This is a genomic window from Polynucleobacter sp. MWH-UH24A (genome assembly GCF_018687475.1).
GTDB lineage: Bacteria > Pseudomonadota > Gammaproteobacteria > Burkholderiales > Burkholderiaceae > Polynucleobacter.
The window spans coordinates 208,097-232,962 of sequence record NZ_CP061292.1 but is presented as its reverse complement, the minus strand read 5'-3'; the positions used below and the strand labels follow the sequence as shown (position 1 = coordinate 232,962).

Below are 24,866 nucleotides of genomic sequence, written 5' to 3'. Positions count from 1 at the left end.
TAGATGATTAGATGACACACATCTCAAAATCATCTTTGCGCGCACCACACTCGGGACACGACCAGTTCATGGGAACATCTTTCCACAAAGTTCCAGGCGCAATGCCGTCATCCGGACAACCCTTGGCTTCATCGTAAATCCAGCCGCAGATCAAGCACATATAGGTTTTATATTCCATTTGTTATTTCTCTTAGATTTAAGTTCTATTTTACGATTTCTGGATATCGCTCCGCCCTCGAATCTCAAACTTAAAAAGTCTGCATTCCAAGGGGCCGTTAAATAATGGGGTGCGCTTTGATTCTTTCATGCGCAAATGCCCCGGCAAACCCATATCTGCCGTTAAAACAAAGATCTCCCAGCCCGCAAAATGATCTTTGAGTTGTTTACTAAACTGATCTAAAAGGGTTGCGAACTTAGGGTCAATCGGCTCTTTGACTAAAGGCTCTCGGCTCGTACGCCGTTTTTGCATCGAAGTTGCTTTGCTATCGCCAAAAGAATAGGGTCGATCAGAATCACCACCCTTCATCGCCAAGCGCTCTCCATAAGGTGGATTAAAAACCATCACCCCTTTTTGCCCTTCGATTAAATCAACGTTAGGCTTAATCGCGATTGCATCCAATTGTCGAACCATGGGTAACCCAGGTAACTGCGCACGTTGCCAATTGGCTTTACACATGGCAATCATTTTCTCATTGATATCACTGCCACTAATTGCAATGGGGTCATTCTGATACTGATGCATTTCTGTCTTCGCAGCATCACAAAGTGTCTGCCAGTTCTTTTTCTCTAAGGAACTTAAAAAAGGTTTAAGTCTTAAAAAGCCAAAACCTGTTTGTGTAACCGATTGCTTCCACGATACGGTCGCATTTTGATTTGATGAGTCTAGTATGCGAGCTCGTAGCGCCCCCGCCGGGATATGCAATGCAATTTGGGCTGCCTCAATCAAAAAGGTACCGCTTCCGCACATAGGATCGTATAGCGGCATAGAGGCTTGCCAGTTAGTTAACCGCAAAATGCCAGCAGCCAAATTCTCTTTTAAGGGCGCCTCCCCCTTTTCCTCCCGCCAACCACGTTTGAACAAAGGCTCGCCCGAAGTATCGAGATAAATGGTCGCATGGTGTTGGGTTAAGTGAACCTGAATCCGAACATCGGGATTTACGGTATCAATATTCGGCCGCTCGCCCATTTGCTCACGCAGGCGATCGACAATCGCATCTTTAATTCGCAAAGTGGCAAAGTTCAAACTCTTCAATGGCGATCGCTGTGCCGTAATATCGACCCGAAGGGTTTGATTAGAGGAAAACCAGTCTTCCCACCCAATTGATTTTGCTTGGCGATAGAGGTCATCCTCGGATTTATAAGGTTCGTCAGCCATCTTCAGTAAGACACGACTGGCAATCCGTGAATACAAATTGATTGCCATGGATAGGGCTAAGGGACCCTCGACACCTATTCCGCCTGTTAGGCTTGAAGGAGCTGGTTCAACCGATGATCGACCCAATGCTTTTATCTCAGGCCGAGTAACAATCTCCTCGAGCTCCTGGGCTAAAACTGCTTCAAGCCCGCCAGGACAAACAATAAAAAATTTCACAATGGTGATATTAGTTAGGCTTGATCACCACAAGGGCAGTGACCACTAGCATGAGTAAAACTGGGGCCTCATTAAACCAGCGGTACCACACATGGCTTTTTGTATTTTGCTTTTGAACAAATTGCTTGAGGAGCCGTTTACATTGCAAATGGTAGCCAATCACAATTAGCACTAATAACACCTTCACATGCATCCAGATCGAGCCACGCCCTACGCCGTAATACAGCCATAGAATGAGTCCCAAAGCGACTGCTGGCATCATCAGGATGGTCATAAAGCGATAGAGTCGCTGCGCCATCCCAATTAAGCGTTCATAGGCCACATCATTGGTCTCTTGTGCCAGATTAACAAAGATACGGGGTAAATAAAAAAGTCCTGCAAACCAAGACGCGATTAAAACAATATGAAGGGTTTTGGCCCAAAGGTAACCATCAAACATAAAATCTCTTTATCAACATTACTGACGAACTTCACCGTGGCCCATAACCACGTACTTCAGAGAAGTGAGCCCCTCAAGGCCAACGGGACCACGTGCATGGAGCTTATCATTCGAGATTCCGATCTCGGCACCTAAGCCATACTCAAAGCCATCGGCAAATCTCGTGCTGGTATTGACCATCACACTCGCGCTATCGACTTCTCGCAAGAAGCGATTGGCATGTTCTTGATTTTGAGTAATGATTGCGTCCGTGTGCTTACTTCCATAAAGCTCAATGTGATCGATCGCTTCATCGAGGTTTTCAACAATCTTGATCGACAAAATTGGAGCTAGGTACTCGGTGCGCCAATCCTCTTCGGTTGCATCCACTAGATTCGAAAACTGCTTCGATTCCAAGAGTGAACGGCTCTTGGGGTCGACACGCAGTTCCACGCCCTTGTCTTGATAAATTCGGCAAAGCTTAGGCAAAACCTGAGCGGCGATCTTGGCATGAACAAGCAGCGTCTCCATCGCATTGCAAGGGGCATAGCGCTGAGTCTTGGCGTTATCACACACCTTGATCGCTAACTCAATATCTGCGGCATCATCAACAAAGGTATGGCAAATTCCGTCCAGGTGTTTGATCATGGGTACTCGGCCATCTTGCATCAGTCGCGCGATCAAACTCTTGCCACCGCGTGGCACGATCACATCAATGTATTCAGTCATGGTGATCATCATTCCAACGGCAGCCCGATCAGTTGTTTGTACAACCTGCACTGCATTAGCTGGTAGTTGAGCGGTGGCCAAACCTTCCTGAATTAATCCTGCCAAAAAGGTATTTGAGTCAATGGCCTCAGAGCCGCCTCGCAAAATTACGGCATTTCCTGACTTAAGGCATAGCGCTGCTGCATCAATCGTCACATTCGGACGTGATTCATAAATGATGCCGATCACACCAAGTGGCACGCGCATCTGTCCGATCAAAATACCGGAGGGTTGCTGTTTAAACGGAGAGATCTGACCAATTGGATCATCCAAGCTGACAATTTGCTCAAGTCCCAAGGCCATGGTCTCAATCGATTTCTCGGTCATGGTTAAGCGATCCACAAAGGCGGCATCATGACCACTGGCCTTAGCGCGCTCCACATCGCGCATATTGGCAGTCAAAATCTTTGCCACATCTTTACGGATCGCCTTCGCAATATTGCTTAGTGCCTGGTTCTTTTGTTGTGAACTGGACCTAGCCATCGCTCTTGAGGCGTGACGCGCTTGCTGACCAATGGTCAACATCATTTGCTCAATCGTTGGGTTCATCTCGTTTGCCATAGTTGATACTCTAACGCAATAGACTCCCAACAAGTCGCAGGCCATCCCAGGGGTTGGTTGGAAGATCCCGAACCCAGAGACCCTTGGCTTGTTTATCTAAATTAGCTGCAAGTAATAACGCTTGCTTTAGTTTCTTGGGTTGGATACGCTTAAGCGCCGTGGGATAGAGCTTCTCGCGCTTTCCCCAAATTCGATAATTACGCATGATGGTTGGCAAACTCTCTCCAGCCGCAAGCGCAGCCTGGGCCCGATTAAGCGTTCTTAGCTCATCGCTAATGCCCCACAGAATCAGTGGTAAAGGCTCACCCTCACCTTGCAGGCCATCCACCATTCGATTCAAACGTGCCGCATCACCAGAAAGCAGTGCTTCAGTTAACTCAAATAGATCATAGCGAGCAACCTTGAGAACCGCGGCACGGATTTGCTCATCCGTAATGACCCCGTTGGGATATAAGAGCGCCAGTTTCTGGATTTCTTGATGCGCGGCAATCAAATTACCTTCGACTTGATCAGCCATCCACTGCAAACTACGTTGCCCCACTTCACCAGACTCAACCGATTGGGACTGCAGTGACATTCGCTTAGCAATCCATTGGGGCAATTGACTGCGCTCAATTGAATCAATTTGCACTGCCATCCCGGCCTCATCAAGAGCCATAAACCAAGCGGAACTTTTTGTTTTCAGATCAAGGCGCGGGAGCTGCATACATACAATCACATCAAGACCTGAGCTGGCTGATCCCAATCCATTTGCAAACTGCTTTAACACCTCCGCTCCTTCACGGCCGGGCTTACCAGTTGGCATACGCAGTTCCACAAAGCGCTTATCGCCAAACAAGGACATGGTTTGCCCCACACTCAATAGAACCGGCCAATCAAAATAGCGATCCTGAACCATCACATTGCGCTCAGTAAAGCCCTGGGTTTTGGCAAATGCCCGTAGGCTGTCCACGGCCTCCATCATCAGTAGTGGCTCATCCCCGGAAAAAACATACAAGGAATTTAAGCTTTGTGAGCCTTTAGCTAGACCAGCCATATGAATCTGAAAGGCATCACTTTTGATCATCGAGATCGATCAAGTCAGCAATTTATTTGCTCACCCGTCCCAGGGTAGCAATGCGACGCAAAATTTGCAGCGCCAAATCAGAGCGCATACTCTCTAAAAATTGCTGTTGCTGAATATCGGATGCCAATACTGTAGCAGTGGTGAAATCCAGATCCCGAATTACATAAATTTCAGACTCTGGAATCACTTCGGCACCCGTATTATCAAAGGCACGGAATACCACCCGATTATTGAGTCGATACGCTGAAATCTGACCTGTAGAGGTGTAGGTCAAAATTTGCCGGGTACTATCTTCGCTCACAATATCCAGAATCAAATCGGCATCCTTACCCGAGGCAACCACTTTTGCATTCGTTCCAGTCGCAATAATGCGCTCAAGGTCATAGCGGAGTTGGGGTGATGGCCGCCCTGAAATCAAGATCGATTTATAGGGAATAGTGACCGAACCGCGCAAACGAAAACCGCAAGCTGAAATTCCAGAAACCGAAAAGAGGCCAAGAAGAGCGCCCTGTAATAGTAAGCGCCGATTGAGGTTACGCGGTGCACTCATCTGCTTATGCAACCACATTAACTAGGCGACCTGGAACCACAATGATCTTTTTGGGAGGCACACCGTTTAGTAAACGTAAGACGGGCTCGGCTTGCAAGCTCATCGCCTCAATTGCATCTTTTGAGGCATCGGCGGGCACCTTAATTTGACCACGGTGTTTGCCATTAATTTGCAATACCAACTCAATCTCAGACTGAACTAAAGCGGACTCATCGATTTGTGGCCAAGGTGCATCCAATAAAGAGCCAAAGTGTTTCTTAAATCCAAGATCGCTCCACAGTGCATAGGTACAGTGCGGCACCACGGGGTACAAAATCCGCAACAAAATGCCAAGGGACTCAAAAAGGATTTCGGGACGAATCGAATTCGCATCCCGATCTAACTTAATCGGCTCCAAGACATTGAGCATCTTCATTGCAGCTGAAACCACGGTGTTGTACTGACGACGCTGATAATCAAAGTTTGCTTGCTTCAAAATCGTATGCACTTCAAAGCGCAGTTCTTTTTCAGCAGCACTTAAATCATCAGGGATCGAAGCTTTTGCCGATTGCAAATGATCGGCTTGCGAGCTTGCATACATCCACAGACGCCGCAGGAATCGAGCGGCGCCATCTACTCCAGCGCCTGACCACTCGAGTTGCTGCTCAGGAGGTGCGGCAAACATCGTAAAGAGGCGTGCTGTATCCGCACCATACTGATCAATTAAGGCTTGTGGATCAACGCCATTATTTTTACTCTTGGCCATTTTCTCAACGCCACCAATATGGACAGCTGAGCCATCCTTGATGAGCTTCGCTGCAATAGGTCGCCCCTTCTCATCGAGATTCAACTCCACATCGGCAGGGTTGATCCACTGCTTTTTACCGCTTTGATCTTCTTTGTAAAAGGTTTCGTTCAGAACCATTCCTTGGGTCAAGAGATTTTGAAAAGGCTCATCAAATCGTACTAAGCCTAAATCGCGCATCACCTTGGTCCAAAAACGCGCATATAGCAAATGCAAGATTGCATGTTCAATTCCGCCAATGTATTGATCCATTGGCATCCAGTAATCATTGCGCGAATCCACCATGGTTTTCGCATCGGGGCCGGTATAGCGCATGAAATACCATGAAGAATCCACAAAGGTATCCATGGTGTCGGTCTCACGCCGCGCAGGCTTACCGCACTTCGGACAATTGACCTTCAAAAAATCCTCACGTTTATTCAAAGGATTACCAGAGCCATCGGGTACGCAGTCTTCGGGCAACACCACGGGTAAATCCGATTCGGGGACTGGTACTTCACCGCAATCGGTGCAGTGGATCATTGGGATTGGAGTTCCCCAATACCGCTGACGAGAAATTCCCCAATCACGCAAACGGTAGGTGGTTTTTAACTCACCAAGACCTCGATCTTTCAGATCCTTCGCAACCGCCTGGACTGCGTCTGGATGCGATAAGCTATCGTAGGGGCCGCTGTAAATACACTCGGTGTTCTCTTTTTGTGCGTACCACTCATGCCAGCGTGAGGGATTAAAAATATCGGTTACGCCGTTTACAGTAATTACCTGCTTAATGGGCAAATGGTATTTGTTGGCAAAGGCAAAGTCACGCTCATCGTGAGCAGGAACCCCCATCACCGCGCCATCGCCATACGACATGAGTACGTAGTTACCAACCCAGAGTGGAATTGGCTCGTTGGTTAAAGGGTGAGTCACATATAAACCCGTTGGCATACCCTCTTTTTCTTGGGTTGCTAAATCGGCCTCAATCACGCTCCCGGTTTTGCAGCGCTCAATAAATTGCGCTAACTCTGGATTGGATCGTGCAGCCTTTGTCGCTAGTGGATGCTCAGCAGCAACTGCACAAAATGTAACACCCATGATGGTATCGGCACGCGTCGTAAACACATACATCTTGCCATCATTAATTAAACGACCAGCGTCATCCTGAATTTCATGAGTAAATGCAAAGCGTACCCCATGACTTTTACCAATCCAGTTTTGTTGCATGATCTTCACACGCTCAGGCCACGCTAGATCATCAAGCCCGGTTAATAACTCCTCAGCATACGCAGTGATATTGAGGTAGTAGCCAGGAATCTCACGTTTTTCAACCAAGGCGCCCGAGCGCCAACCACGTCCGTCGATCACTTGCTCATTCGCTAAAACGGTTTGATCTACCGGATCCCAGTTAACCGTTTGGGTTTTGCGGTAAGCGATGCCTTTCTCAAGCATCTTTAAAAATAGCCATTGGTTCCAACGGTAGTAATCCGGCTTGCAGGTTGCAATCTCTCGCGACCAATCAATCGCAAGACCCATTGCTGCCATCTGAGCCCGCATGTAATCAATGTTTTGATAGGTCCATTGTGCGGGCGGCACATTATTTTGAAGTGCGGCATTCTCAGCAGGCATCCCAAATGCATCCCATCCCATCGGCATTAAAACGTTGTAGCCTTGCATGCGGAGTTGACGTGCCATCACATCATTGATGGTGTAGTTGCGCACATGACCCATGTGTAACTTGCCTGAGGGGTAAGGCAGCATCGAGCAGGCATAAAACTTGGGCTTTAATTGACCAGTCCTTGTCTTTGCATTTTCTGAGACGCGATAGACATCCTGAGCGCGCCATTGCGCGTGCGCATGCGCTTCAATGCTGCGAAAATCGTAATCCTTAGCATGATGTTTATCCATTAATTATTCTTGTTGTTAGGGATTAAATTATTTGAGGCCCAAGACGTCTTGCATATCAAACCAGCCTTTGGACTGAGTTTGTAAAAAAGTGGCAGCGCGTAAAGCACCTTCGGCGTAGGATTGACGGCTCGTCGAGCGATGGCTAATTTCGATCCGCTCACCCTCGCCGGCAAAGATTACAGTGTGATCGCCAACGATATCACCGCCCCGTATCGTTGCAAAACCAATGCTACCTGGCTTACGCTCACCAGTGTGACCTTCACGAGCATACACCGCCAAATCAGCTAGGGAATGGCCTTGCGCCTTAGCAATCACCTCTCCCATTTTGATGGCCGTTCCTGAAGGTGCATCCACTTTGTGACGATGATGCGCTTCCACAATCTCAATGTCATACCCCTGCTTCAGTAATAGTGCAGCCACTTGCAAAATTTTGAGGGTGGCATTCACTCCTACACTCATATTGGGAGCAAACACCATGGCAATGGTGTCGGCAGCACTACGAAGCTGTTGTAACTGTTCATGGGTAAAGCCGGTAGTACCAACAATCATTTTGACACCCGCCCGCTTTGCGGCCGCAAGGTGCAGCAAGGTTCCCTCAGGACGCGTGAAATCAATTAAATATTCTGCACCCGCCAAACCCTTCGCTAAATCATCCGTAATTAGGACATTGGTTTGTTGACCTAAAAAAGCACCCGCATCCGTTCCCAATAAGGGGGATGCAGGATGCTCAAGGGCGCCCGTTAATTGAGCATTGGGCGATCTCAGAATCGTCTCGATGAGCATTTTGCCCATTTTTCCGGTCGCTCCCGCAACTGCAAATTTCATTGGCATCACTAGTTCTCTGATTAATTTTTAACAGGGGTAACCACCACATCGGGTTGTGGTGTTGGGTTAGGTAAGTTATTGGGCTGGCTAATCACCATCACTTCAGGGGGTGCCCTCTTCACAGGCTTCGGTGGCTTATTTTTTCCGGTTACAACATCCCAAAAGCTACGTTTCTCCCGCGCATAATTATCAATCTCCGCCACAAGCTCGACTTCAGTAGGCAGAGCATCGCCATCAAATTTAATGAGTTTGTCACCTTCAAAAAATAAAGTTACGCGACGCTCTTTACCAATCGTCTGACCCTCACGCTTAAACTCAAACACATAATCCCAGCGATTTGCGTGAAAATAACTAGCGAGTAATGGTGTACCCATAATTTGACGTACCTGCTCACGACTCATTCCAACTTTTAGCTGAGCGTATTGCTCGCTGGAAATAAAGTTGCCTTGAACCACATCCGGAACATATGGCTGAAAAATACTGTTCATCCAAGCTCGCTGGGTATTATCAACGGCTGAAGTGCACGCTCCTAAAACAAAACAAACGCACAGCACGATCAACATCCGTGATGCAAAAGCTCGATTTGGCTTGCGGCAAGTAAAAATGCTAATCTGCATGGGTTAACAGTTCAACGTATCATTAAGTATCTGATTTTAGCGCCCAAACCTGCCGATCGAGCCAAACCGTATGAGCCAGAACGCTTCCCCCACCGACCTCCGTGAAATCGGCTTAAAAGTCACGGCGCCTCGCATGAAAGTCCTTGAGTTTTTTCAGGAAAACGCAAATTCGCACTTTAGTGCTGAGGAGGTCTATATGGCCTTGGTCAAGGACAACTCGGATATCGGTCTAGCCACGGTTTATCGTGTTTTGACCCAGTTCGAGCAAGCTGGAATCTTACTTCGTAGCCATTTTGAGTCAAGCAAAGGTGATAGCCGAGCCATTTATGAGCTTAATGAGGGCAATCATCACGATCATCTTGTGTGCCTTGATTGCGGTCATGTTGAAGAATTTGTTGATTCGGCGATTGAAAAGCGCCAAAACGAAATTGCCAAATCCCTTGGATTTAAGTTACAAGAGCATTCGCTGGCAATGTATGGTCATTGCCAAAAAAAGAACTGCCGCAATAAGAAAAAGTGATTGATTCAATTACTCACTGAGCTTGTATGCCACAGTTCTACCTAGCAGGTGATTGGGCCCAATCCAAACTACCTAAACTTCAAGTTCCAATTGATGGGGATCTAGCCCATCATTTACGCGTTCGTCGTATCGGACCAGATGATGTGTTCACCGTCTTTGATGGCCAAGGCTACACCGCGGTAGGAAGACTTTCCAAAATCAATGATATCCATCCGCAGATCGAAATCGAGCAAATTCAAGAAGATCGGCACCGCGAACTACCGTATCACCTAGAGCTTATTCAGGGGCTTGCCGGTGGTGACAAAATGGATTGGATCATTGAGAAGGCTGTAGAAATAGGTGCTGCAATCATTACCCCTATTGAGTGTGATCGCTCCGTGGTGAAACTTAAAAGCGAACCCAAGCGACTAGAAAAACGTATGCTGCATTGGCAGGCAATTGCCCAAGCGGCTTGTGAGCAATGCGATCGCAGCGTCATTCCAAAAGTTACTCCGATTCAATATCCTCGAGATGCATTTAAACAAAGTAAGGCTGGCTTAAAAATACTTCTGAGCCCAACTGCTACCGATTCGCTGCACCAATTTCTCAACCGACACTCGCCCCAAAGTATTGCCATCGCGATTGGTCCGGAAGGTGGTTTTAGTAGAGAGGAAGAGGCAAGTGCTAAAGAGGCTGGTTTTATGACCTTGTCACTTGGTCCACGCATAGTACGAACAGAAACGGCTGGGATCGTTGCGATCTCAGCCGTTGAAAGTATTTGGAATTTAAAAGAGAATTAAGCGAACGAGTAAAAGACCCGATAAGGAACCCGGCGCTCTGACCAAAACTCAACCGCGTCGCGGAATACATCCAATAGGGTCTCTCTTGCTTCCTTGTCAAACTTTTGGGTGCAAGGCAAGCCCTCAAGTACGACCACAAAGCCTGGCTGCGGGCCTGCTTTGTCAACTAAAGTTGTCAGCGCATCCAACAGTGGATCAAAGTTTTTAGCCTGCTGTTTGGTAAACATATAGGCGTTCGCGATTGCTTCGAGTACCTCGCCCTTGGTGTTGGCATTAGTGCAGCTTGCATAAACAAAGTGTTGGCCTAACTCTGTTGCAGCCTCAGCTAAATCACTGGTTCTAAATGCGCGAATCGATTGCACGATATTGGGGCGCACACTGCGCAACATTGCTGGGGGGCCAGCATCCCTCATAGCCAAAGCGGCACGCCAAGAAGCTGTCACTTTTTTTCCTAGGTCTTGATTGGCAGCATAGGTCTGAAGACGCGACAGCCCGCCTTGCGCATAAATGCTCGCCGCCGAGATCTCGCGATCGGCTTGATCATTTCTGTCCCAATTTTCTGCGCGGCTGTGATCTTCGACGCTTGCTGAAGTAATGTTTTCAGGAAGAATATTCATGATGGGTAATAGGTTACCCTTATCCCGCCTCCAAATCAAGCCCAATCCATGAACTAATTTTATAAGTTATTGATTTTTATCAATAATTTAAAAGTGAGCGACTACTTACTAAGTATATTTCCGCTCTAAAATAAGCCCTTGGATTGGCTTGCAGCCTCCACCACTGCTAGCGTACTCACGTTAATAATCCGGCGAACGGTCGCTGCTGGAGTCAAAATATGAATGGGCTTTGCCACCCCCAATAAAAGCGGTCCGATGGCTACGCCATTACCAGCAGCCGTTTTCAATAAGTTATAAGAGATATTGGCAGCATCAATATTGGGCAAGACCAATAAATTGGCCTCCCCACGTAAGGTTGAATTTGTAATGGCACCAGCGCGAGTCTCCGGATCCAGAGCACAATCGCCGTGCATTTCACCATCAACCTCAAGTTCGGGGGCGGCTTTTTGCAAGATGGCTAGTACTTCACGCATTTTTACAGCCGATGGGGCATCGCTAGAGCCAAAGTTTGAATGGGAGAGCAACGCGACCTTCGGGGTCATCCCCAACTTACGCATCTCGCTAGCAGCTAAAAGTGTGATTTCAGCCAACTCAGCAGCGCTTGGATCAATATTGACGTGGGTGTCGACCAAAAAGACTTGGCGATTAGGCAATATCAGTCCAGACATTCCTCCATAAGCGGTTGCACCGGGCTCGTGACCAATGACCTCATCAATGTATTTCAAATGAGTGGCGGTGTTGCTGATGGTGCCGCAAATCATGCCATCTGCCTGTCCTTTTTTCAGAAGGATAGAACCAATCAAGGTATTACGACGACGCATCTCAAGCTTCGCAAACGACTCTGTTACCCCTTTGCGCTCAGTGAGCTGCAAATAGGTTTGCCAAAAATCCCGATAGCGCGCATCGCTTTCTGGATTAACAATCTCAATATCCACACCAGATTTCATGCGCAGGCCAAACTTCTCAATGCGATGCTCAATGACCGATGGACGCCCAATCAAAATGGGATTGACCAAACTTTCATCGAGCATGACTTGAACCGCACGCATTACGCGCTCATCTTCGCCCTCACAAAAGACGATGCGCTTTTGTTCCATTGGGATCTTCTTAGCAATCCCAAATAAGGGCTTCATAACCGTACCCGAGTGATACACAAATTGCTGCAATTGATCCTTGTAAAGCGCAAAATCCTTAATCGGGCGACTCGCGACACCACCGTCCATGGCAGCTTTCGCAACGGCCGGTGCAATCGCTGTAATTAAGCGTGGATCAAATGGTTTTGGAATTAAATAATCTGGGCCAAAAGCCAAGTTCTCAGAACTGTAAACAGCTGCCACCACATCGCTTTGCTCGGCTTGGGCTAGCTCGGCAATTGCCTTCACTGCAGCGATTTCCATCTCCGTAGTGATCGTGGTTGCCCCTACGTCCAAAGCACCACGGAAGATGAAGGGAAAGCATAGGACATTGTTGACTTGATTCGGGTAATCAGTGCGCCCGGTCGCCATCACTGCGTCAGGCCTAACGACTTTTACCTCTTCAGGCAAGATCTCAGGTGTAGGGTTTGCAAGGGCAAATACCAAAGGCTTCTGCGCCATTTTGGCAACCATCTCTGGCTTCAAGACTCCACCAGCGGATAAGCCCAAAAATACATCCGCGCCCTCAATCACATCGCCTAGGGTACGTTTGTCAGTCTTTTGCGCAAACGGTGATTTTTGCGGATCCATGAGTTCAGTGCGGCCTTCATAGACCACGCCAACAATATCGGTTACCCAGATGTTGTTCTTTGGTAAGCCGAGATGAACCAATAACTCTAAGCATGCAAGCGCTGCCGCACCGGCACCGGATGTGACCAACTTTACTTTTGTAATATCTTTTCCAACGACTTTCAAGCCGTTGAGAATCGCTGCGGCGACCACAATCGCTGTGCCATGTTGATCGTCATGAAAGACCGGAATCTTCATGCGTTCACGCAATTTGCGCTCCACCAAGAAGCAATCGGGAGCCTTGATGTCTTCCAGGTTGATTCCGCCAAAAGTTGGCTCCAGAGCGGCAATCACTTCAACTAATTTCTCGGGATTACTCTCGTTAACTTCGATATCAAACACATCAATCCCGGCGAACTTTTTAAAGAGTACCGCCTTACCTTCCATGACCGGCTTACTTGCTAGCGCACCAATATCACCCAAACCTAAAACGGCTGTGCCGTTGGTGACCACGCCAACTAAATTACCGCGAGCGGTATAGCGAAATGCAGTAGCGGGGTCTCGATTGATTTCTTCACAAGCAGCTGCCACTCCTGGCGTATAAGCCAAGGAAAGGTCCCGTTGATTGGTCAATTGCTTGGTAGGAGCAATGGATATTTTGCCGGGTACCGGAAACTCATGGTACTTCAGAGCAGCTTCACGCAAAGCCTTAATTTGCTCTTCTTTATTTTGATTGGGTTTATTGCCTGATTGACTCATAGGGTTTCGCGGGTGATGGGATAAAGGGGCTTGAAGCCTTAAACAAGAATGCCAAAAGCTCTATTCTATTCCTCTAAAGACTGCCCTTTGAATGCCCTCTGAAACGGCAGGTCTTGCAAGAATGGGGCCCTAAAGCCCGCCTACAATACAAAGATGACAAAACAATTCCTTCAGAGCCCGCCATCAAATACCCACAAACTCGGGGAATTTGAGTTAATACGCGATATTTTCAAGACGCGTGCGGATCAGATGATACAAACTGAGCCCCAAAATGCTCCGCTTCTAGGTATTGGTGATGACGGAGCGTTGGTCGCATCTCGCCCAAACGAAGAGCTGGTAATCACAACCGATATGTTAGTAGCTGATCAGCACTTTTTTGCAGACGCCGACCCTTACCTTGTCGGAAAAAAATCCCTTGCAGTGAATTTATCGGATCTCGCCGCAATGGGTGCTAAGCCCACGGGATTTACTTTGGCGCTTGCTTTACCAAAACAAAGGCAAGCATGGCTGCATGGATTTGCAAATGGTCTCTTTGACTTAGCCGAACTCTTCGATTGCCACCTAATTGGCGGTGATACGTGTCAAGGGCCATTGACGATCAGCATCACGGCTTTTGGTGTGATCCCAAGTGGACAAGCAATTAAGCGATCTGGCGCTCAGGTTGGCGACTCCATTTGGGTCTCAGGTGAGCTTGGTGACGCGCGCCTAGCACTTGCTCATCACCGTAATGAATGGTCGTTCGACCTCGAGTCTAAAGATCTGGATCAAGTCAATCAGCGACTTCATTCGCCTTTACCACGAGTCGCGCTTGGAATCGCCCTACGTGAAATTGCAACATCAGCCTTGGACATATCGGATGGATTATTGGGCGATTTACGACACATTTTGGAGGCCTCCCATGTGGGCGCCCAAATTAACATCGATGCCCTGCCTCGCTCACAAGTAATGCGTCGACAAGCCCAAGCAATTCAGTATCAATGTGCAGCATCCGGTGGGGATGACTATGAGCTCTGTTTCACAACAAATCCAAATCAGCACGAAAAAATTACAAAGCTTTCAGTAGAGCTAGGACTTCCTCTCACCTGCATCGGGCAAATCATCAAATCTCAGGATGAAAACTCACTGATACTCGAAAATAGTGATGGCGTGCCATTAAGCCCTGAACAAACTAAGGAACTTCAACGTTCCTTTGATCACTTTCGAGATTAGATGCTCATGAATTCAGCTCACCCCCCATCATTTGCTTGGATGCTGGGATCTGTGCATCGGGTGTTTGGTATCGGTTTTGGTAGCGGGCTCTCTCCACTTGCCCCAGGCACTGCCGGAACACTGTTTGCCTGGGGACTCTTTTTGATCCTCAACGCAGTTCTTTCAACGACCGCATTATGTCTTCTGCTTTGCATTGGATCGCTCTATGGTCTATGGGCTTGCGGTCAATGCAGCCACGACCTTGGTCGTCCCGATGACAGCTCAATTGTTTGGGATGAGGTGATTGCATTTGGTTGGATCCTATTATTGATTGGATCGACAAATTTTTTAGTGCAAGCGATTGCATTTTTAATCTTTCGGTTTTTCGATGCTGCTAAACCATGGCCCATTAGCCGTGTGGACCAATACTTTAAGAAAATCTGGACCCATCAAGAACATATCAACCCGTCGCATCTCATCAAATACGGTTTTGGCATCATGATTGATGATCTCATCGCTGCTCTTTTCACAATTTTGATTGTGATTCTTGGGATACGCTGGCTCACATGAATTCATCAATGATCTCTTTAGTTCAACAATTGGCACAAACACTGCTAGCCAATAAGCTCAGTATTGCTCTCGCTGAGTCGTGCACTGGAGGCTTATTGGCTGCACACCTCACCGATCTCAGTGGATCAAGTCAATGGTTTGAGCGGGGCTTTGTCACCTATAGCAATGCAGCCAAGGAAGAGAGTATTGGCGTAGCGCATTCGCTCATTGAGCGCTACGGGGCCGTCAGCGAAGAAGTTGCAAAAGCCATGGCTGAGGGCGTCCTCAAAAATAGTCGCGCCCAAGTGAGCATTGCCATAACTGGGATCGCGGGACCTGGTGGTGGGACCGTTGATAAGCCAGTAGGGATGGTTTGCTTTGCCTGGGGAAGGCGGGAGAACAACTTAATTCAAACTCGCTCGCAGACAAAACAGTTAAGCGGTGACCGTCAGAGCATACGGGAGCAAGCCTGCATTTACGCCATTCAGTCACTGCTCGCGCAATTCACGCCAAGCGCCACCCGCTAATTTGACTTCAACCAGCCTTTGTGGCGGAAGTAGCCCAGAGGAATCATTGCAGAAATAATCATGCTGATGATCGCCAGTGGGTAGCCCCAAGTTTCTTTGAGTTCTGGCATGTATTCAAAGTTCATACCCCAGACGCTGGCCAACAAGGTTGGGGGCATTAAGGCGACCGAGACCACGGAGAAGATCTTAATAATTTTGCTTTGGTTCAGGCTAATAAAACCCACCGTGGCATCCATTAAGAAGTTAATCTTGTCAAATAAGAATGCCGTATGATTTTCTAGCGAATCAATATCTCGCAAAATCTGACGTGCTTCTTCTTGCTGCTCGTCGGACAATAACTTACTGCGCATCAAAAATGATAGTGCGCGCCGCGTATCCATCACATTACGACGAATACGACCATTGGTATCCTCTTCGGTAGCAATCGTCTCAAGGACCTCGGCAGCGTCGGCATCGGTAATGGTTTCCGATAAAACGCGCTTACCCGCACGTTCGAGATTTTCATAGACCTCTTCAAGCGCATCGGCAGAGTACTCAGCATCGGTGGAATACAAATCAAGTAATACATCCTTAGCATTACTGACCGAACCTGGACGTAAACGCGCCCGTAATCGCACGAGTCGGAATACTGGTAAATCTTCATCATGGATTGAGAACAAAACCTGATTGGTTAGAACGAATGCAACCCTCACGTTCCGTGATGTGTCTTCTTCGTCAAGCAAAAAATCGGTACGAATATGCAGATGCCCATCGTCTGCCTCAAAATAGCGTGCAGACGCCTCCAAGTCCCCAAGGTCATCCAACTCAGGGAGTTGGACTGCAAAAGCTTCTTTAATCCAAAGAAGCTCCTCCTCTTCAGGGTCAATCACATCAATCCAAATTGGATTGTGGTGTTGGAGTAGTTCATTGCGATCTTCGACTTGCTCTTGCGATAGACGGCCGTTTTGTAGGACGAACAAGTTGATCATGGTGAACTCCCGACGAATGCGCTAGTTTATCCTATGCACTATGAATCGTTCATTACATTTGGCAAAAAATCCGGGATCCTTTCGGGATCAGGTCGAGGCCGCTTGGGCGTCCCAGGGCAGCATGCTGTGCCTAGGCTTAGACCCCGACTCCGAGCGCTTTCCACCCTGCTTAGGTAAAAGTCCCAAAGCCATCCTCACCTTTTGTAAAGAAATTGCCGATTCCTGTGCCGACCTAGTGTGTGCATTTAAACCACAATTTGCGTACTTTTCCTCCCAACGGGCAGAGAGTCAATTGGAGGAGCTAGTCGCCCACCTCAAAACAAACTACCCACAGATCCCAGTAATTTTGGATGCGAAACGAGGGGATATTGGTAGTACCGCAGAGCATTACGCGTTGGAAGCCTTTGAGCGCTATGGAGCCGATGCCGTTACAGTCAACCCGTATATGGGTAAAGACTCGATCGAACCCTACCTTCAACATCCTGGCAAAGGGGTCATTATTCTCTGCCGCACCTCTAATCCCGGTGGATCGGATATCCAAAACCTTCTGACCGATGATAATCAGGCGATTTTTGAACGCGTTGCAATCCTTGCTAAAGAAATGGATCAAACCGGTCAAATCGCGCTTGTGGTGGGCGCCACTTTCCCCCAAGAAATCACTCGAGTTCGAGCCATCGTCGGCGATATGCCCTTACTCATTCCTGGAATTGGGGCGCAAGGTGGAGATATAAAAGCGACGGTTGCTGCGGGCCAAGTGGCAAATCGACCCGGTACGGGAATGATGATTAATTCATCGCGCGCGATTTTGTATGCCAGTGCTAAAGAAGATTTTGCGGATGCTGCCAGAAAAGTAGCGATAGCAACCCGCGATGCGATTCGGTCTGCACAAGTCAAATAAAGAAGATGCTTTATATTGCTAACGGTTTTTAGGTAAAACCACGCGGTCCATATTCTCTAAGATAAATTGTTGTCGCACTTCAAAGTTAATACTACCGCGTTTGCAATATTTGCTTTTATCAAAACACTTCGGGGCTGGCAGAGCGGATGCCAAGTTAGCCGCTTGTTCACGACTGATATTTTTTGGATTAGCTACATAGTAATGAGAGCTTGCGGCACCGATTCCAAAAATTCCTTCGCCCCATTCAACGGAGTTCATATAGATTTCAAGAATGCGTTCTTTGGAGAGCATCAACTCTAAAAGACCGGTAATAACCAGCTCTTGCGCTTTGCGTAGATAGTTTTTTTCTGAAGAAAGAAATAAATTCTTAGCCAATTGCTGTGTGATCGTGGAGCCTCCACGCACGACTTTACTGCCGCCTTTTTGATTGCGCTCCCACGCTTTTTGCATATCATCGATACGCACACCGTTGTGCTTAAAGAAGATGTCGTCTTCGCTCACTAGTATTGCTCGCTTTAAATCATTGCTAATCTGTGCATATGAAACCCAGCGATGCTGAATTGGGCAGGTCAAGCTCAAGTGACAGATACGCCAACGTTCAGCCCTCTGAAATGCGGTACTGCTTGGATTAATGAATGCCCATAGGCCAATCTGAATCACAAAGTAAAGTTGTAAACCGACCACTCCCAATGCCATGCATTTGAGGAAATACATCGCCCATGACATGATGCTTACACGTGGCGCAACTGCGCGATAACAGCCCGGGTATCTAAGCGCTCGATACCCACCCGGTGCCATTGACAAAATGCAATAGCAGCTTGTTCAACTAACATTCCCAAACCATCACTGATTCGACAGTCACGCTGCAAGGCCTGTTCCATAAATACTGTGGTCTTGCCATACACCAAATCATAGGCAAAACCGCCGGTACAAAAAACATGATCCGCGGCCAATTCGCTTAAAGGACTTTGATCATCAAGACCAGCCGCACTGGCATTAATCACAAGCGAAAATGAAGGTGTATTTTCTTCGAACTGAACATTGCTGCTGGCAATCAATTCAACGCCATGCTCAGTTGCCAGAGACTGAAATAACAAAACGAGCTCATCGGCTTTTTGAGAAGTCCGATTGGCAATCCAAAGCCGTTTTGGCCTTTGGGTCAGCAGGGGTTCAACGATGCCACGGCTTGCGCCACCAGCCCCCAGAATAAGGACATCCGCTTTGTTGATGGCCACGCCTTGAGAAAGAAGATCGGCCACCAATCCAGCTCCATCGGTGTTATCACCGCAGAGCACCCCCTCATCTTGCCAGACCGTATTGACAGCACCCGCTAGCCGAGCACGCGAACTCAATTGCTGACATAGCTGATATGCATTGAGCTTAAATGGGATCGTAATATTTGCCCCTTGACCACCCAGAGCAAAAAATTGGGTAAGCATTGCTGCAAAACCATCAAGCGACGGTTGAATTCGTAAATACTTAATATCACGCTGAATTTGCATAGCAAACTGCTCATGAATTAGGGGTGACTTACTATGCCCAATTGGATGACCAAATACAGCATATGTTTGTTTCCGAGCAAAGAGACTTGGCTCAAGCGTCGTCAAAAATGGATAGTGGTTCATGGTTTGGAGCCGTTTCTTAATTCAAGACGGTTACCTGATTGCTCATTCAAATCGCGCGCGAATTCAAAGGTCGAAACCCAATCCAAAATATCAATTTTCTGACGCATTTCACTCGGAAAAGGCCCAAACGGAGCAGCAGCGCGCACAATCGCGACCGCTTGACGATCAAGCTCGGGGATGCCTGAAGAGCGACTCACCTCAATTCCTTCGCGGCCTTTAACATTATTGGTAATCCGACCCTCGGCATCAACGCTCACCGTAAGCACTAAGCTACCGTACAACGGCCGTCCCTGAACACGAGGAAAAAAAGTGTTGCCATAGGCTTCAATCTTTTGACGCATTCCGTCATAGTAATAGGCAAATGCAACCGTTTTCGTACTACTCCCGCTCAGCGCAACTCGACGCGGAAGGCGTCCCTCGGGACTAAGTCGCCTAGCGAGCTCGGCCTCTAATGCATTGGTCTGGGAGAACGGTTTTGACTCATCGCCCGATCGCGATCGAGTTGCCTGCTTTTTCTCGGCATCTAACTTCGATAACAATTGTTTTTGGCGCTTCTCGAGTGCCTCTAACTTAGCATCGGCCCCTAAGTGAGCGCGATGCATCGCACTCGCATCTTCCCGGATGGTTAAGCCACCACCATCCAAATTGGCTTGTGCCAGCTTCTGCGCATTTTGAGGCGGAGTGGGTCTAGACGCATTTACTAATACAACGCTAAGTGGAGTATTTAAGCGACGATCTACTTCAGGCGCATTGAACCAACGCTGACTCATAAGAGCAAGATGAATCAATAATGAAATAGCCAATGCAATCCATAGCGGCTTAATTGACCGACACACCACAAACGGGTGAAGCGCTAATCTCATTCTGGCAAATCTCCCTCTGCCCCAGTACTCGTATCGCTAGTGTTAGCCTCAAGCTCGATTACACGTGCTTTGGCGGCTAGGTCCAACAGATCAATTTCCATGATCTCGATCTTAGCGCGGGTAAGACGGGGATGACCAGCTAATTCAGGGATAGGCAAATGAAAGGGAATGGGCTCAATTCGCGCCATGCCCTCTTTCAAATGACGCGCATAAATTGAATGGGGTAAGCCAGCCTGCGCCAACCAGCGTAGGCACCAATAACGTTCCATACGAGACTGGTACTCGCCGTACTGCAAATACACTGCGTCAAAATCGGCAGCAATCCCCATGATCTCAGAATCTTTGGGAGGAAATGGGGCTGTCATCTTGGCAGTAACCCCATTTCGAATCATGGCAATCAATTGCCATTGATTCACAAGATCCGCATAACGACGCAGAGGCGACGTGCACCATGCATAACACTCAACCCCTAAGCCTTCATGAGGGCCGGGGGTGGTTTGCATGCGCGTACGCATTGCTCCCCAGCCTTTTTGGATCCGAAATAAAGCTGGTAAGCCATGCTCAGCCAGCGCCTGCCCCCAAATTCGATTGCATAAGATCATGCACTCGGCCACGATGGTATCTAAAATCGAACCTCGAATACGAGGCTCGATCACAATTTCATTCGTTGGTGATGTGATCTTGAAATTGAAATCACGGATCAAAGCATTTGGATCGGCTTGACCCAAAACTTCAGCCCGCAAGCCATCTTTAACCCGCTGCTCTTGGCGTTTCTGATGTTCATTCTGAGCTAAAAACCACAGTCGAGTCAGTGCTTCGTGATGCGGCAATGATGAGTTTTCTTGGGCCAAGAAGGCCTCGTCGACTAGTGGTTCCCAATCGTCTAAGCGAAGATTGGTATCAATGGGCACCAACTCCAGTGCGCTTTGCGGGGGGGTCTGGGTTCGATGCCCTAGAGCATCGATCTCAATATACAAGGAGACAGCCGGACGTGCCGAACCAGCATCGAGTGAAAAGTACTCAACAAATTGCTCTGGCAACATCGTAATTTTGTCACCTGGGAAATAAACCGTTGACATCCGCTCGCGCGCGACCTGATCAAAACGATCTCCCTTTTGAATCAATAAACCGGGTGCGGCAATATGTATACCCAATCGATAAAGACCATCACCGATAGGCGTTAATGACAAGGTGTCATCGATTTCGGTTGTGCCGACGTCATCAATTGAAAACGCCTTAACTTGCGCAGTTGGCAAACCGGCAATGGCCTTTTCAAACTCTGCGTTAGTAAACCGAAAATCACTTGCAAAGCCCTCTCCTTTTGGAAAATGCGCTTGTATAAATTGGCCATGATGGTAAGACAGCGGGGAATCCAAAGCACCGCAGCGCATTAGTAAACGCGCTGGGTGTTCTCCAGTTTGCTCACACGCCCCATGAAAGGCTTTGTATGCCAAACTATTTTTATCAGGATGAAACAGCAAACTGTTCACCTGCGTGGATAAGGCATCTGGCAGCTTTCCTTCGATTAGCTCCGACTGCCATACCTCTTGTTGCAAAAGCTCTCTTTGCTTGCGTTCGATTGCCGCTAGTCCCGCTTGCAGCTGCTCAAATGGCGCCCGCATAAAGGCACCGCGCCCTTTACGTCGAAAGTAAACAGGAGCTCCTTGCAATGCAATTGCTAAGCCGATCAATTGAGGCGTGCTAATGGTATCTCCAAAATACTCTTTAGCAATCACCTGAAATGCAAATTCGTGATCAGACGCGCAATCCCATAACAACTGCAAATCAATTGTTGCAGCAATACCATGAGCCTCCTCAAGAACTGCTTGGGGATTAGTGGCTTCAAATTGAAGCCAAACTTCTTTTGACTTTAGCTTGAGATGCTTACCCGATAAAGCGCTTGCTTGCCATGACTGCGTATCTCCAGCACCTGAAGACGATAAGACTGTGGCAATACGTAGCTCACCACCCTCCTCATGCAGTAATTGCATTAAAGCGAAATCCCGCCACTTGCCTCAATGGTGACGCCATTGACATAACTGGCTTCGTCGCTTGCTAGGAACAGGTATACGTTCGCCATTTCTTCTGGTGTACCCAAGCGAGCCATCCACGAGCGCTGCTCAATGCTTTGCAATATGTTTTCAGGCATCGCCTTGACCATCTCAGTCGCAATGAATCCAGGACACACCGCATTCACCCGAATGCCTTTTTGTCCAAATTCACGGGCCCAGGTTTTAGTAAATCCAATTACGCCAAATTTAGTCGCAGAGTAATTGGTTTGTCCAAAATTACCATAGATACCAACCACACTCGAAGCATTGACGATAGCCCCCTTTTTTGCCTCTAGCATATGAGGAACAACTAATTGGGTGCAATTAAAGACGCCCTTAAGATTGACATCAATCACTGCATCAAATTGCTCCTCGGTCATTTTCACTAAACGCGCATCTTGAGTAATGCCGGCGTTATTAATCAATATGTCAATGCGTTGATGTTTAGCGATGATGGCGTCCACTGCACGCTGAATACTGGCTCGATCGGTAACATTCAATACATACGGTTCGGCATTTTTGAGTTGGCCCACCGCTTCCATTACCGCACCTTCATTTAGGTCTGCCAACATGACCTTGGCACCCTCCTCGGTGAACCTTTTAGCAGTTGCAAAACCAATTCCTTTGGCTGCTCCGGTGATAAGTGCAACTTTATTACGTAAACGCATACTAATTCCTCTAATTAGGGATTAAGGTGCTCTAAGCGAGCCAAAATTTTTTGATGAACGCCGCCAAAGCCGCCATTACTCATCACTAAAACATGATCGTGGGGTTTGGCTTCGCTACATACTGCCTCGACTAAACGCCCAAGATCATGAAAACTTTTCGCTTTCGAACCCAAAGGCGCGATCGCCTCTTGCAAGTCCCAACCTAAAGCATCTTTGCCACTGACCGCTCCGTAAGCAAACACCAAATCAGCTTGATTTAAGCTATCTGGAAGCTGAGACTTCATAACACCAAGCTTCATGGTGTTTGATCGTGGCTCAAGCACCGCCAGAATTCGCGCCTGACCAATTTGTTTACGCAATCCATCAATGGTGGTAGCGATTGCCGTAGGATGATGGGCAAAATCGTCGTAAACAGAAATCCGATTCTTTTCGCCAATAAGTTCCAAACGTCGCTTGACGTTTTTAAATTCCGCCAAAGCAAGGGCGGATTCTTCTGGGGTAATTCCGATATGGTGAGCAGCTGCAATCGCTGCCAATGCATTAAGTTGATTATGAACACCCATCACACCCGAATGCCTTGCCCAATGAACTTCCGCACATTTCTTACCCTGATAAAGAACTGAAAAATCAGCTCCGCCTTTGCCATCTATGTTTTCTAAATCCTCAAATGACCAATCGCAGTCACCAAAACCAAAACGCTCCAAAGGAGACCACAAGCCGCGCTCAATCACACGATCCAATGACTCCTGTGAGTCGTTAGCAAGTACCAGGCCTGTTTGCGGAATGGTTCGAACTAAATGATGAAATTGGGTTTCGATCGCCGCTAAGTCAGTAAAAATATCGGCATGATCAAATTCGAGGTTATTCAAAACTGCGGTTCGTGGCCGATAGTGCACGAACTTACTGCGCTTATCAAAAAGGGCGGTGTCGTACTCATCGGCCTCAATCACAAAATAGCGCCCCTCGCCCAAGCGAGCCGAAACGGAAAAATTCAACGGCACACCACCAATTAAATATCCAGGTTTACGTTGATTTCGCTCCAAGATCCAGGTCAACATAGCTGTCGTTGTGGTCTTACCATGCGTTCCGGCGACCGCAAGGACATGTCTACCCGATAACACCTGCTCTCCCAACCATTGGGGTCCTGAGGTATAGGGCAAGCCTTGATTCAGAATTTCCTCAAGAAGAGAATTTCCCCTTGAAATGACATTACCAATTAGAAATAAATCCGGTTTCGATTTAAATTCACGGAGTTGATCGGGAGAGTATCCTTCGATTAATTGAATACCTTGTGCTTCAAGTTGCGTGCTCATTGGTGGGTACACATTCGCGTCGCAACCGGTTACCTCATGACCGGCCTGTCTGGCAATTGCCGCGATTCCACCCATGAAGGTGCCACAAATGCCCAAGATATGAATATGCATGCGAGGATTTTAGCCAAGGAGAGCCATGAACCGTCGTCATTTTCTAATTGCAAGCGGAGTAGCGATTGTTGCTGCCGTAACTGGTGCTTTTTTTGCTAATCGCAGAACTGCCTTGCAATCCGCTTCGCAAGATGCTGTGAAAGCCCTTTTTGATCGGGAGTGGTTTTCTCCTGACCAAAAGCCAATATCGACCCAAGATTGGAAGAATAAGGTTTTAGTCGTCAATTTTTGGGCATCTTGGTGTCCACCCTGTGTTGAAGAAATGCCCGCTTTGGACAAAATTCAAGGGGAATATGACCCTAAAAAGATGCTAATTGTCGGCATCGGTATTGATTCACCATCTAACATTCGTCAATTTATTGAAACTACCATTATTTCCTACCCAATCATTTTGGGTGGTCTTGGCGGCAATGACATCAATAAAATGCTGGGGAACCCATCTGGCGCCCTACCCTTTACTGTGATTATTAATGCCAAGGGAAATATCACTGGTAGAAAATTAGGCAAGATTAGCGAAGATGAGCTAAGAAAGTTAATTAAAGAGGCAATTTAGCTGACTTTAATTCATTTTAAATGTAAATTCTTCGCATGCTTCACTACTATTTTTAATCAAATTCTTAAAAAAATAGCTAATTTCTAGGAATTCAGGGTATCAGGGGG

General features: G+C 47.6%; 25 protein-coding genes. 7 read left to right on the top strand and 18 right to left on the bottom strand.

The genetic code is table 11. The annotated features are described in order from the left end of the window. Positions 1–7: 7 nt before the first annotated feature. From ICV32_RS01240 to ICV32_RS01200, 9 genes are read right to left on the bottom strand one after another with little or no spacing between them, the layout of a single operon-like run. The gene (locus ICV32_RS01240; RefSeq protein WP_108507762.1) at positions 8–178 is read right to left on the bottom strand and encodes a rubredoxin; all 171 of its coding nucleotides are present in this window, start codon (positions 176–178) and stop codon (positions 8–10) included. A 30-nt stretch (positions 179–208) separates the two neighbouring features. Further along, positions 209–1,591: a class I SAM-dependent RNA methyltransferase gene (locus ICV32_RS01235; protein WP_215371235.1), complete on the bottom strand. Its 1,383-nt coding sequence runs from the start codon at positions 1,589–1,591 to the stop codon at positions 209–211. 10 nt (positions 1,592–1,601) lie between these two features. Further along, complete coding sequence (locus ICV32_RS01230; protein ID WP_215371232.1) at positions 1,602–2,030, bottom strand: CopD family protein; 429 nt, start codon at positions 2,028–2,030, stop codon at positions 1,602–1,604. An 18-nt stretch (positions 2,031–2,048) separates the two neighbouring features. Continuing rightward, positions 2,049–3,338: a glutamate-5-semialdehyde dehydrogenase gene (locus ICV32_RS01225; RefSeq protein ID WP_251371886.1), complete on the bottom strand. Its 1,290-nt coding sequence runs from the start codon at positions 3,336–3,338 to the stop codon at positions 2,049–2,051. Positions 3,339–3,348: 10 nt separating this feature from the next. Further along, positions 3,349–4,404, bottom strand: a complete 1,056-nt coding sequence (gene holA, locus ICV32_RS01220; RefSeq protein WP_215371228.1) for a DNA polymerase III subunit delta — start codon at positions 4,402–4,404, stop codon at positions 3,349–3,351. Between the two features lie 22 nt (positions 4,405–4,426). Further along, a complete protein-coding gene (gene lptE / locus ICV32_RS01215) occupies positions 4,427–4,954 on the bottom strand; it encodes an LPS assembly lipoprotein LptE (protein ID WP_215371225.1) in 528 nt (175 codons plus the stop codon). Between the two features lie 4 nt (positions 4,955–4,958). After that, entirely contained in the window at positions 4,959–7,625 is a 2,667-nt protein-coding gene (gene leuS / locus ICV32_RS01210) for a leucine--tRNA ligase (protein WP_215371223.1), read from the bottom strand. A 27-nt stretch (positions 7,626–7,652) separates the two neighbouring features. Then, the gene (gene dapB, locus ICV32_RS01205; protein WP_215372466.1) at positions 7,653–8,450 is read right to left on the bottom strand and encodes a 4-hydroxy-tetrahydrodipicolinate reductase; all 798 of its coding nucleotides are present in this window, start codon (positions 8,448–8,450) and stop codon (positions 7,653–7,655) included. 20 nt (positions 8,451–8,470) lie between these two features. Beyond that, positions 8,471–9,067 carry an outer membrane protein assembly factor BamE gene (locus tag ICV32_RS01200; protein ID WP_251371885.1) on the bottom strand — a complete coding sequence of 199 codons (597 nt, stop codon included), beginning with the start codon at positions 9,065–9,067 and terminating at the stop codon, positions 8,471–8,473. Positions 9,068–9,137: 70 nt separating this feature from the next. On the opposite strand from ICV32_RS01200, the gene fur reads away from it, so the two are divergent. Beyond that, on the top strand, positions 9,138–9,587 hold the full coding sequence (gene fur / locus ICV32_RS01195; protein WP_215371220.1) for a ferric iron uptake transcriptional regulator: 450 nt from the start codon (positions 9,138–9,140) through the stop codon (positions 9,585–9,587). A gap of 26 nt (positions 9,588–9,613) precedes the next feature. After that, the gene (locus ICV32_RS01190) at positions 9,614–10,366 is read left to right on the top strand and encodes a 16S rRNA (uracil(1498)-N(3))-methyltransferase (RefSeq protein ID WP_215371217.1); all 753 of its coding nucleotides are present in this window, start codon (positions 9,614–9,616) and stop codon (positions 10,364–10,366) included. Here ICV32_RS01190 and ICV32_RS01185 read toward each other — a convergent pair. Both ICV32_RS01185 and ICV32_RS01180 read right to left on the bottom strand, forming a co-directional pair. Beyond that, positions 10,363–10,983, bottom strand: coding sequence for a barstar family protein (locus ICV32_RS01185; protein WP_108509280.1), 621 nt, complete (start codon positions 10,981–10,983; stop codon positions 10,363–10,365). The two genes, ICV32_RS01190 and ICV32_RS01185, sit on opposite strands and share 4 nt — an antisense overlap. A gap of 125 nt (positions 10,984–11,108) precedes the next feature. Further along, positions 11,109–13,445 carry an NADP-dependent malic enzyme gene (locus ICV32_RS01180; protein WP_215371213.1) on the bottom strand — a complete coding sequence of 779 codons (2,337 nt, stop codon included), beginning with the start codon at positions 13,443–13,445 and terminating at the stop codon, positions 11,109–11,111. Positions 13,446–13,598: 153 nt separating this feature from the next. Between ICV32_RS01180 and thiL the strand changes: the two genes are divergently transcribed. Genes thiL through ICV32_RS01165 form a run of 3 tightly spaced genes read left to right on the top strand, consistent with a single transcriptional unit; the run spans position 13,599 to position 15,709 of the window. Further along, positions 13,599–14,654, top strand: a complete 1,056-nt coding sequence (gene thiL, locus ICV32_RS01175) for a thiamine-phosphate kinase (protein ID WP_215371210.1) — start codon at positions 13,599–13,601, stop codon at positions 14,652–14,654. Further along, positions 14,655–15,203: a phosphatidylglycerophosphatase A gene (locus tag ICV32_RS01170; RefSeq protein WP_215371207.1), complete on the top strand. Its 549-nt coding sequence runs from the start codon at positions 14,655–14,657 to the stop codon at positions 15,201–15,203. Beyond that, positions 15,200–15,709, top strand: coding sequence for a CinA family protein (locus tag ICV32_RS01165; protein WP_215371205.1), 510 nt, complete (start codon positions 15,200–15,202; stop codon positions 15,707–15,709). Before ICV32_RS01170 ends, ICV32_RS01165 begins: the two co-directional genes overlap by 4 nt. On the opposite strand, the gene corA is transcribed toward ICV32_RS01165, so the two are convergent. After that, positions 15,706–16,677: a magnesium/cobalt transporter CorA gene (gene corA / locus ICV32_RS01160; protein WP_108507748.1), complete on the bottom strand. Its 972-nt coding sequence runs from the start codon at positions 16,675–16,677 to the stop codon at positions 15,706–15,708. The genes ICV32_RS01165 and corA overlap by 4 nt on opposite strands. Positions 16,678–16,717: 40 nt before the next feature. Here corA and pyrF point away from each other — a divergent pair, with 40 nt between their 5' ends. Next, positions 16,718–17,575, top strand: a complete 858-nt coding sequence (gene pyrF / locus ICV32_RS01155) for an orotidine-5'-phosphate decarboxylase (protein WP_215371202.1) — start codon at positions 16,718–16,720, stop codon at positions 17,573–17,575. Between the two features lie 18 nt (positions 17,576–17,593). Here the strand turns inward: pyrF and mtgA are convergent, their stop codons facing one another. The 6 genes from mtgA to mpl are packed head-to-tail and all read right to left on the bottom strand — an operon-like array spanning position 17,594 to position 24,206. Continuing rightward, positions 17,594–18,301, bottom strand: coding sequence for a monofunctional biosynthetic peptidoglycan transglycosylase (mtgA, locus tag ICV32_RS01150; protein WP_215371199.1), 708 nt, complete (start codon positions 18,299–18,301; stop codon positions 17,594–17,596). 5 nt (positions 18,302–18,306) lie between these two features. Next, complete coding sequence (aroE, locus tag ICV32_RS01145; protein WP_215371196.1) at positions 18,307–19,200, bottom strand: shikimate dehydrogenase; 894 nt, start codon at positions 19,198–19,200, stop codon at positions 18,307–18,309. Beyond that, complete coding sequence (locus ICV32_RS01140) at positions 19,197–20,063, bottom strand: energy transducer TonB (protein ID WP_215371193.1); 867 nt, start codon at positions 20,061–20,063, stop codon at positions 19,197–19,199. The genes aroE and ICV32_RS01140 overlap by 4 nt, the downstream gene beginning before the upstream one ends. Continuing rightward, entirely contained in the window at positions 20,060–22,054 is a 1,995-nt protein-coding gene (locus ICV32_RS01135; protein WP_215371190.1) for a ribonuclease catalytic domain-containing protein, read from the bottom strand. The genes ICV32_RS01140 and ICV32_RS01135 overlap by 4 nt, the downstream gene beginning before the upstream one ends. Further along, positions 22,054–22,782 (bottom strand): beta-ketoacyl-ACP reductase, encoded by a 729-nt coding sequence (locus ICV32_RS01130; RefSeq protein WP_215371187.1) that lies wholly within the window; start codon positions 22,780–22,782, stop codon positions 22,054–22,056. The genes ICV32_RS01135 and ICV32_RS01130 overlap by 1 nt, the downstream gene beginning before the upstream one ends. Positions 22,783–22,796: 14 nt before the next feature. Beyond that, entirely contained in the window at positions 22,797–24,206 is a 1,410-nt protein-coding gene (mpl, locus tag ICV32_RS01125; RefSeq protein ID WP_215371184.1) for a UDP-N-acetylmuramate:L-alanyl-gamma-D-glutamyl-meso-diaminopimelate ligase, read from the bottom strand. A 25-nt stretch (positions 24,207–24,231) separates the two neighbouring features. Between mpl and ICV32_RS01120 the strand changes: the two genes are divergently transcribed. Then, a complete protein-coding gene (locus tag ICV32_RS01120) occupies positions 24,232–24,759 on the top strand; it encodes a TlpA disulfide reductase family protein (RefSeq protein WP_215371181.1) in 528 nt (175 codons plus the stop codon). Positions 24,760–24,866 lie beyond the last annotated feature (107 nt).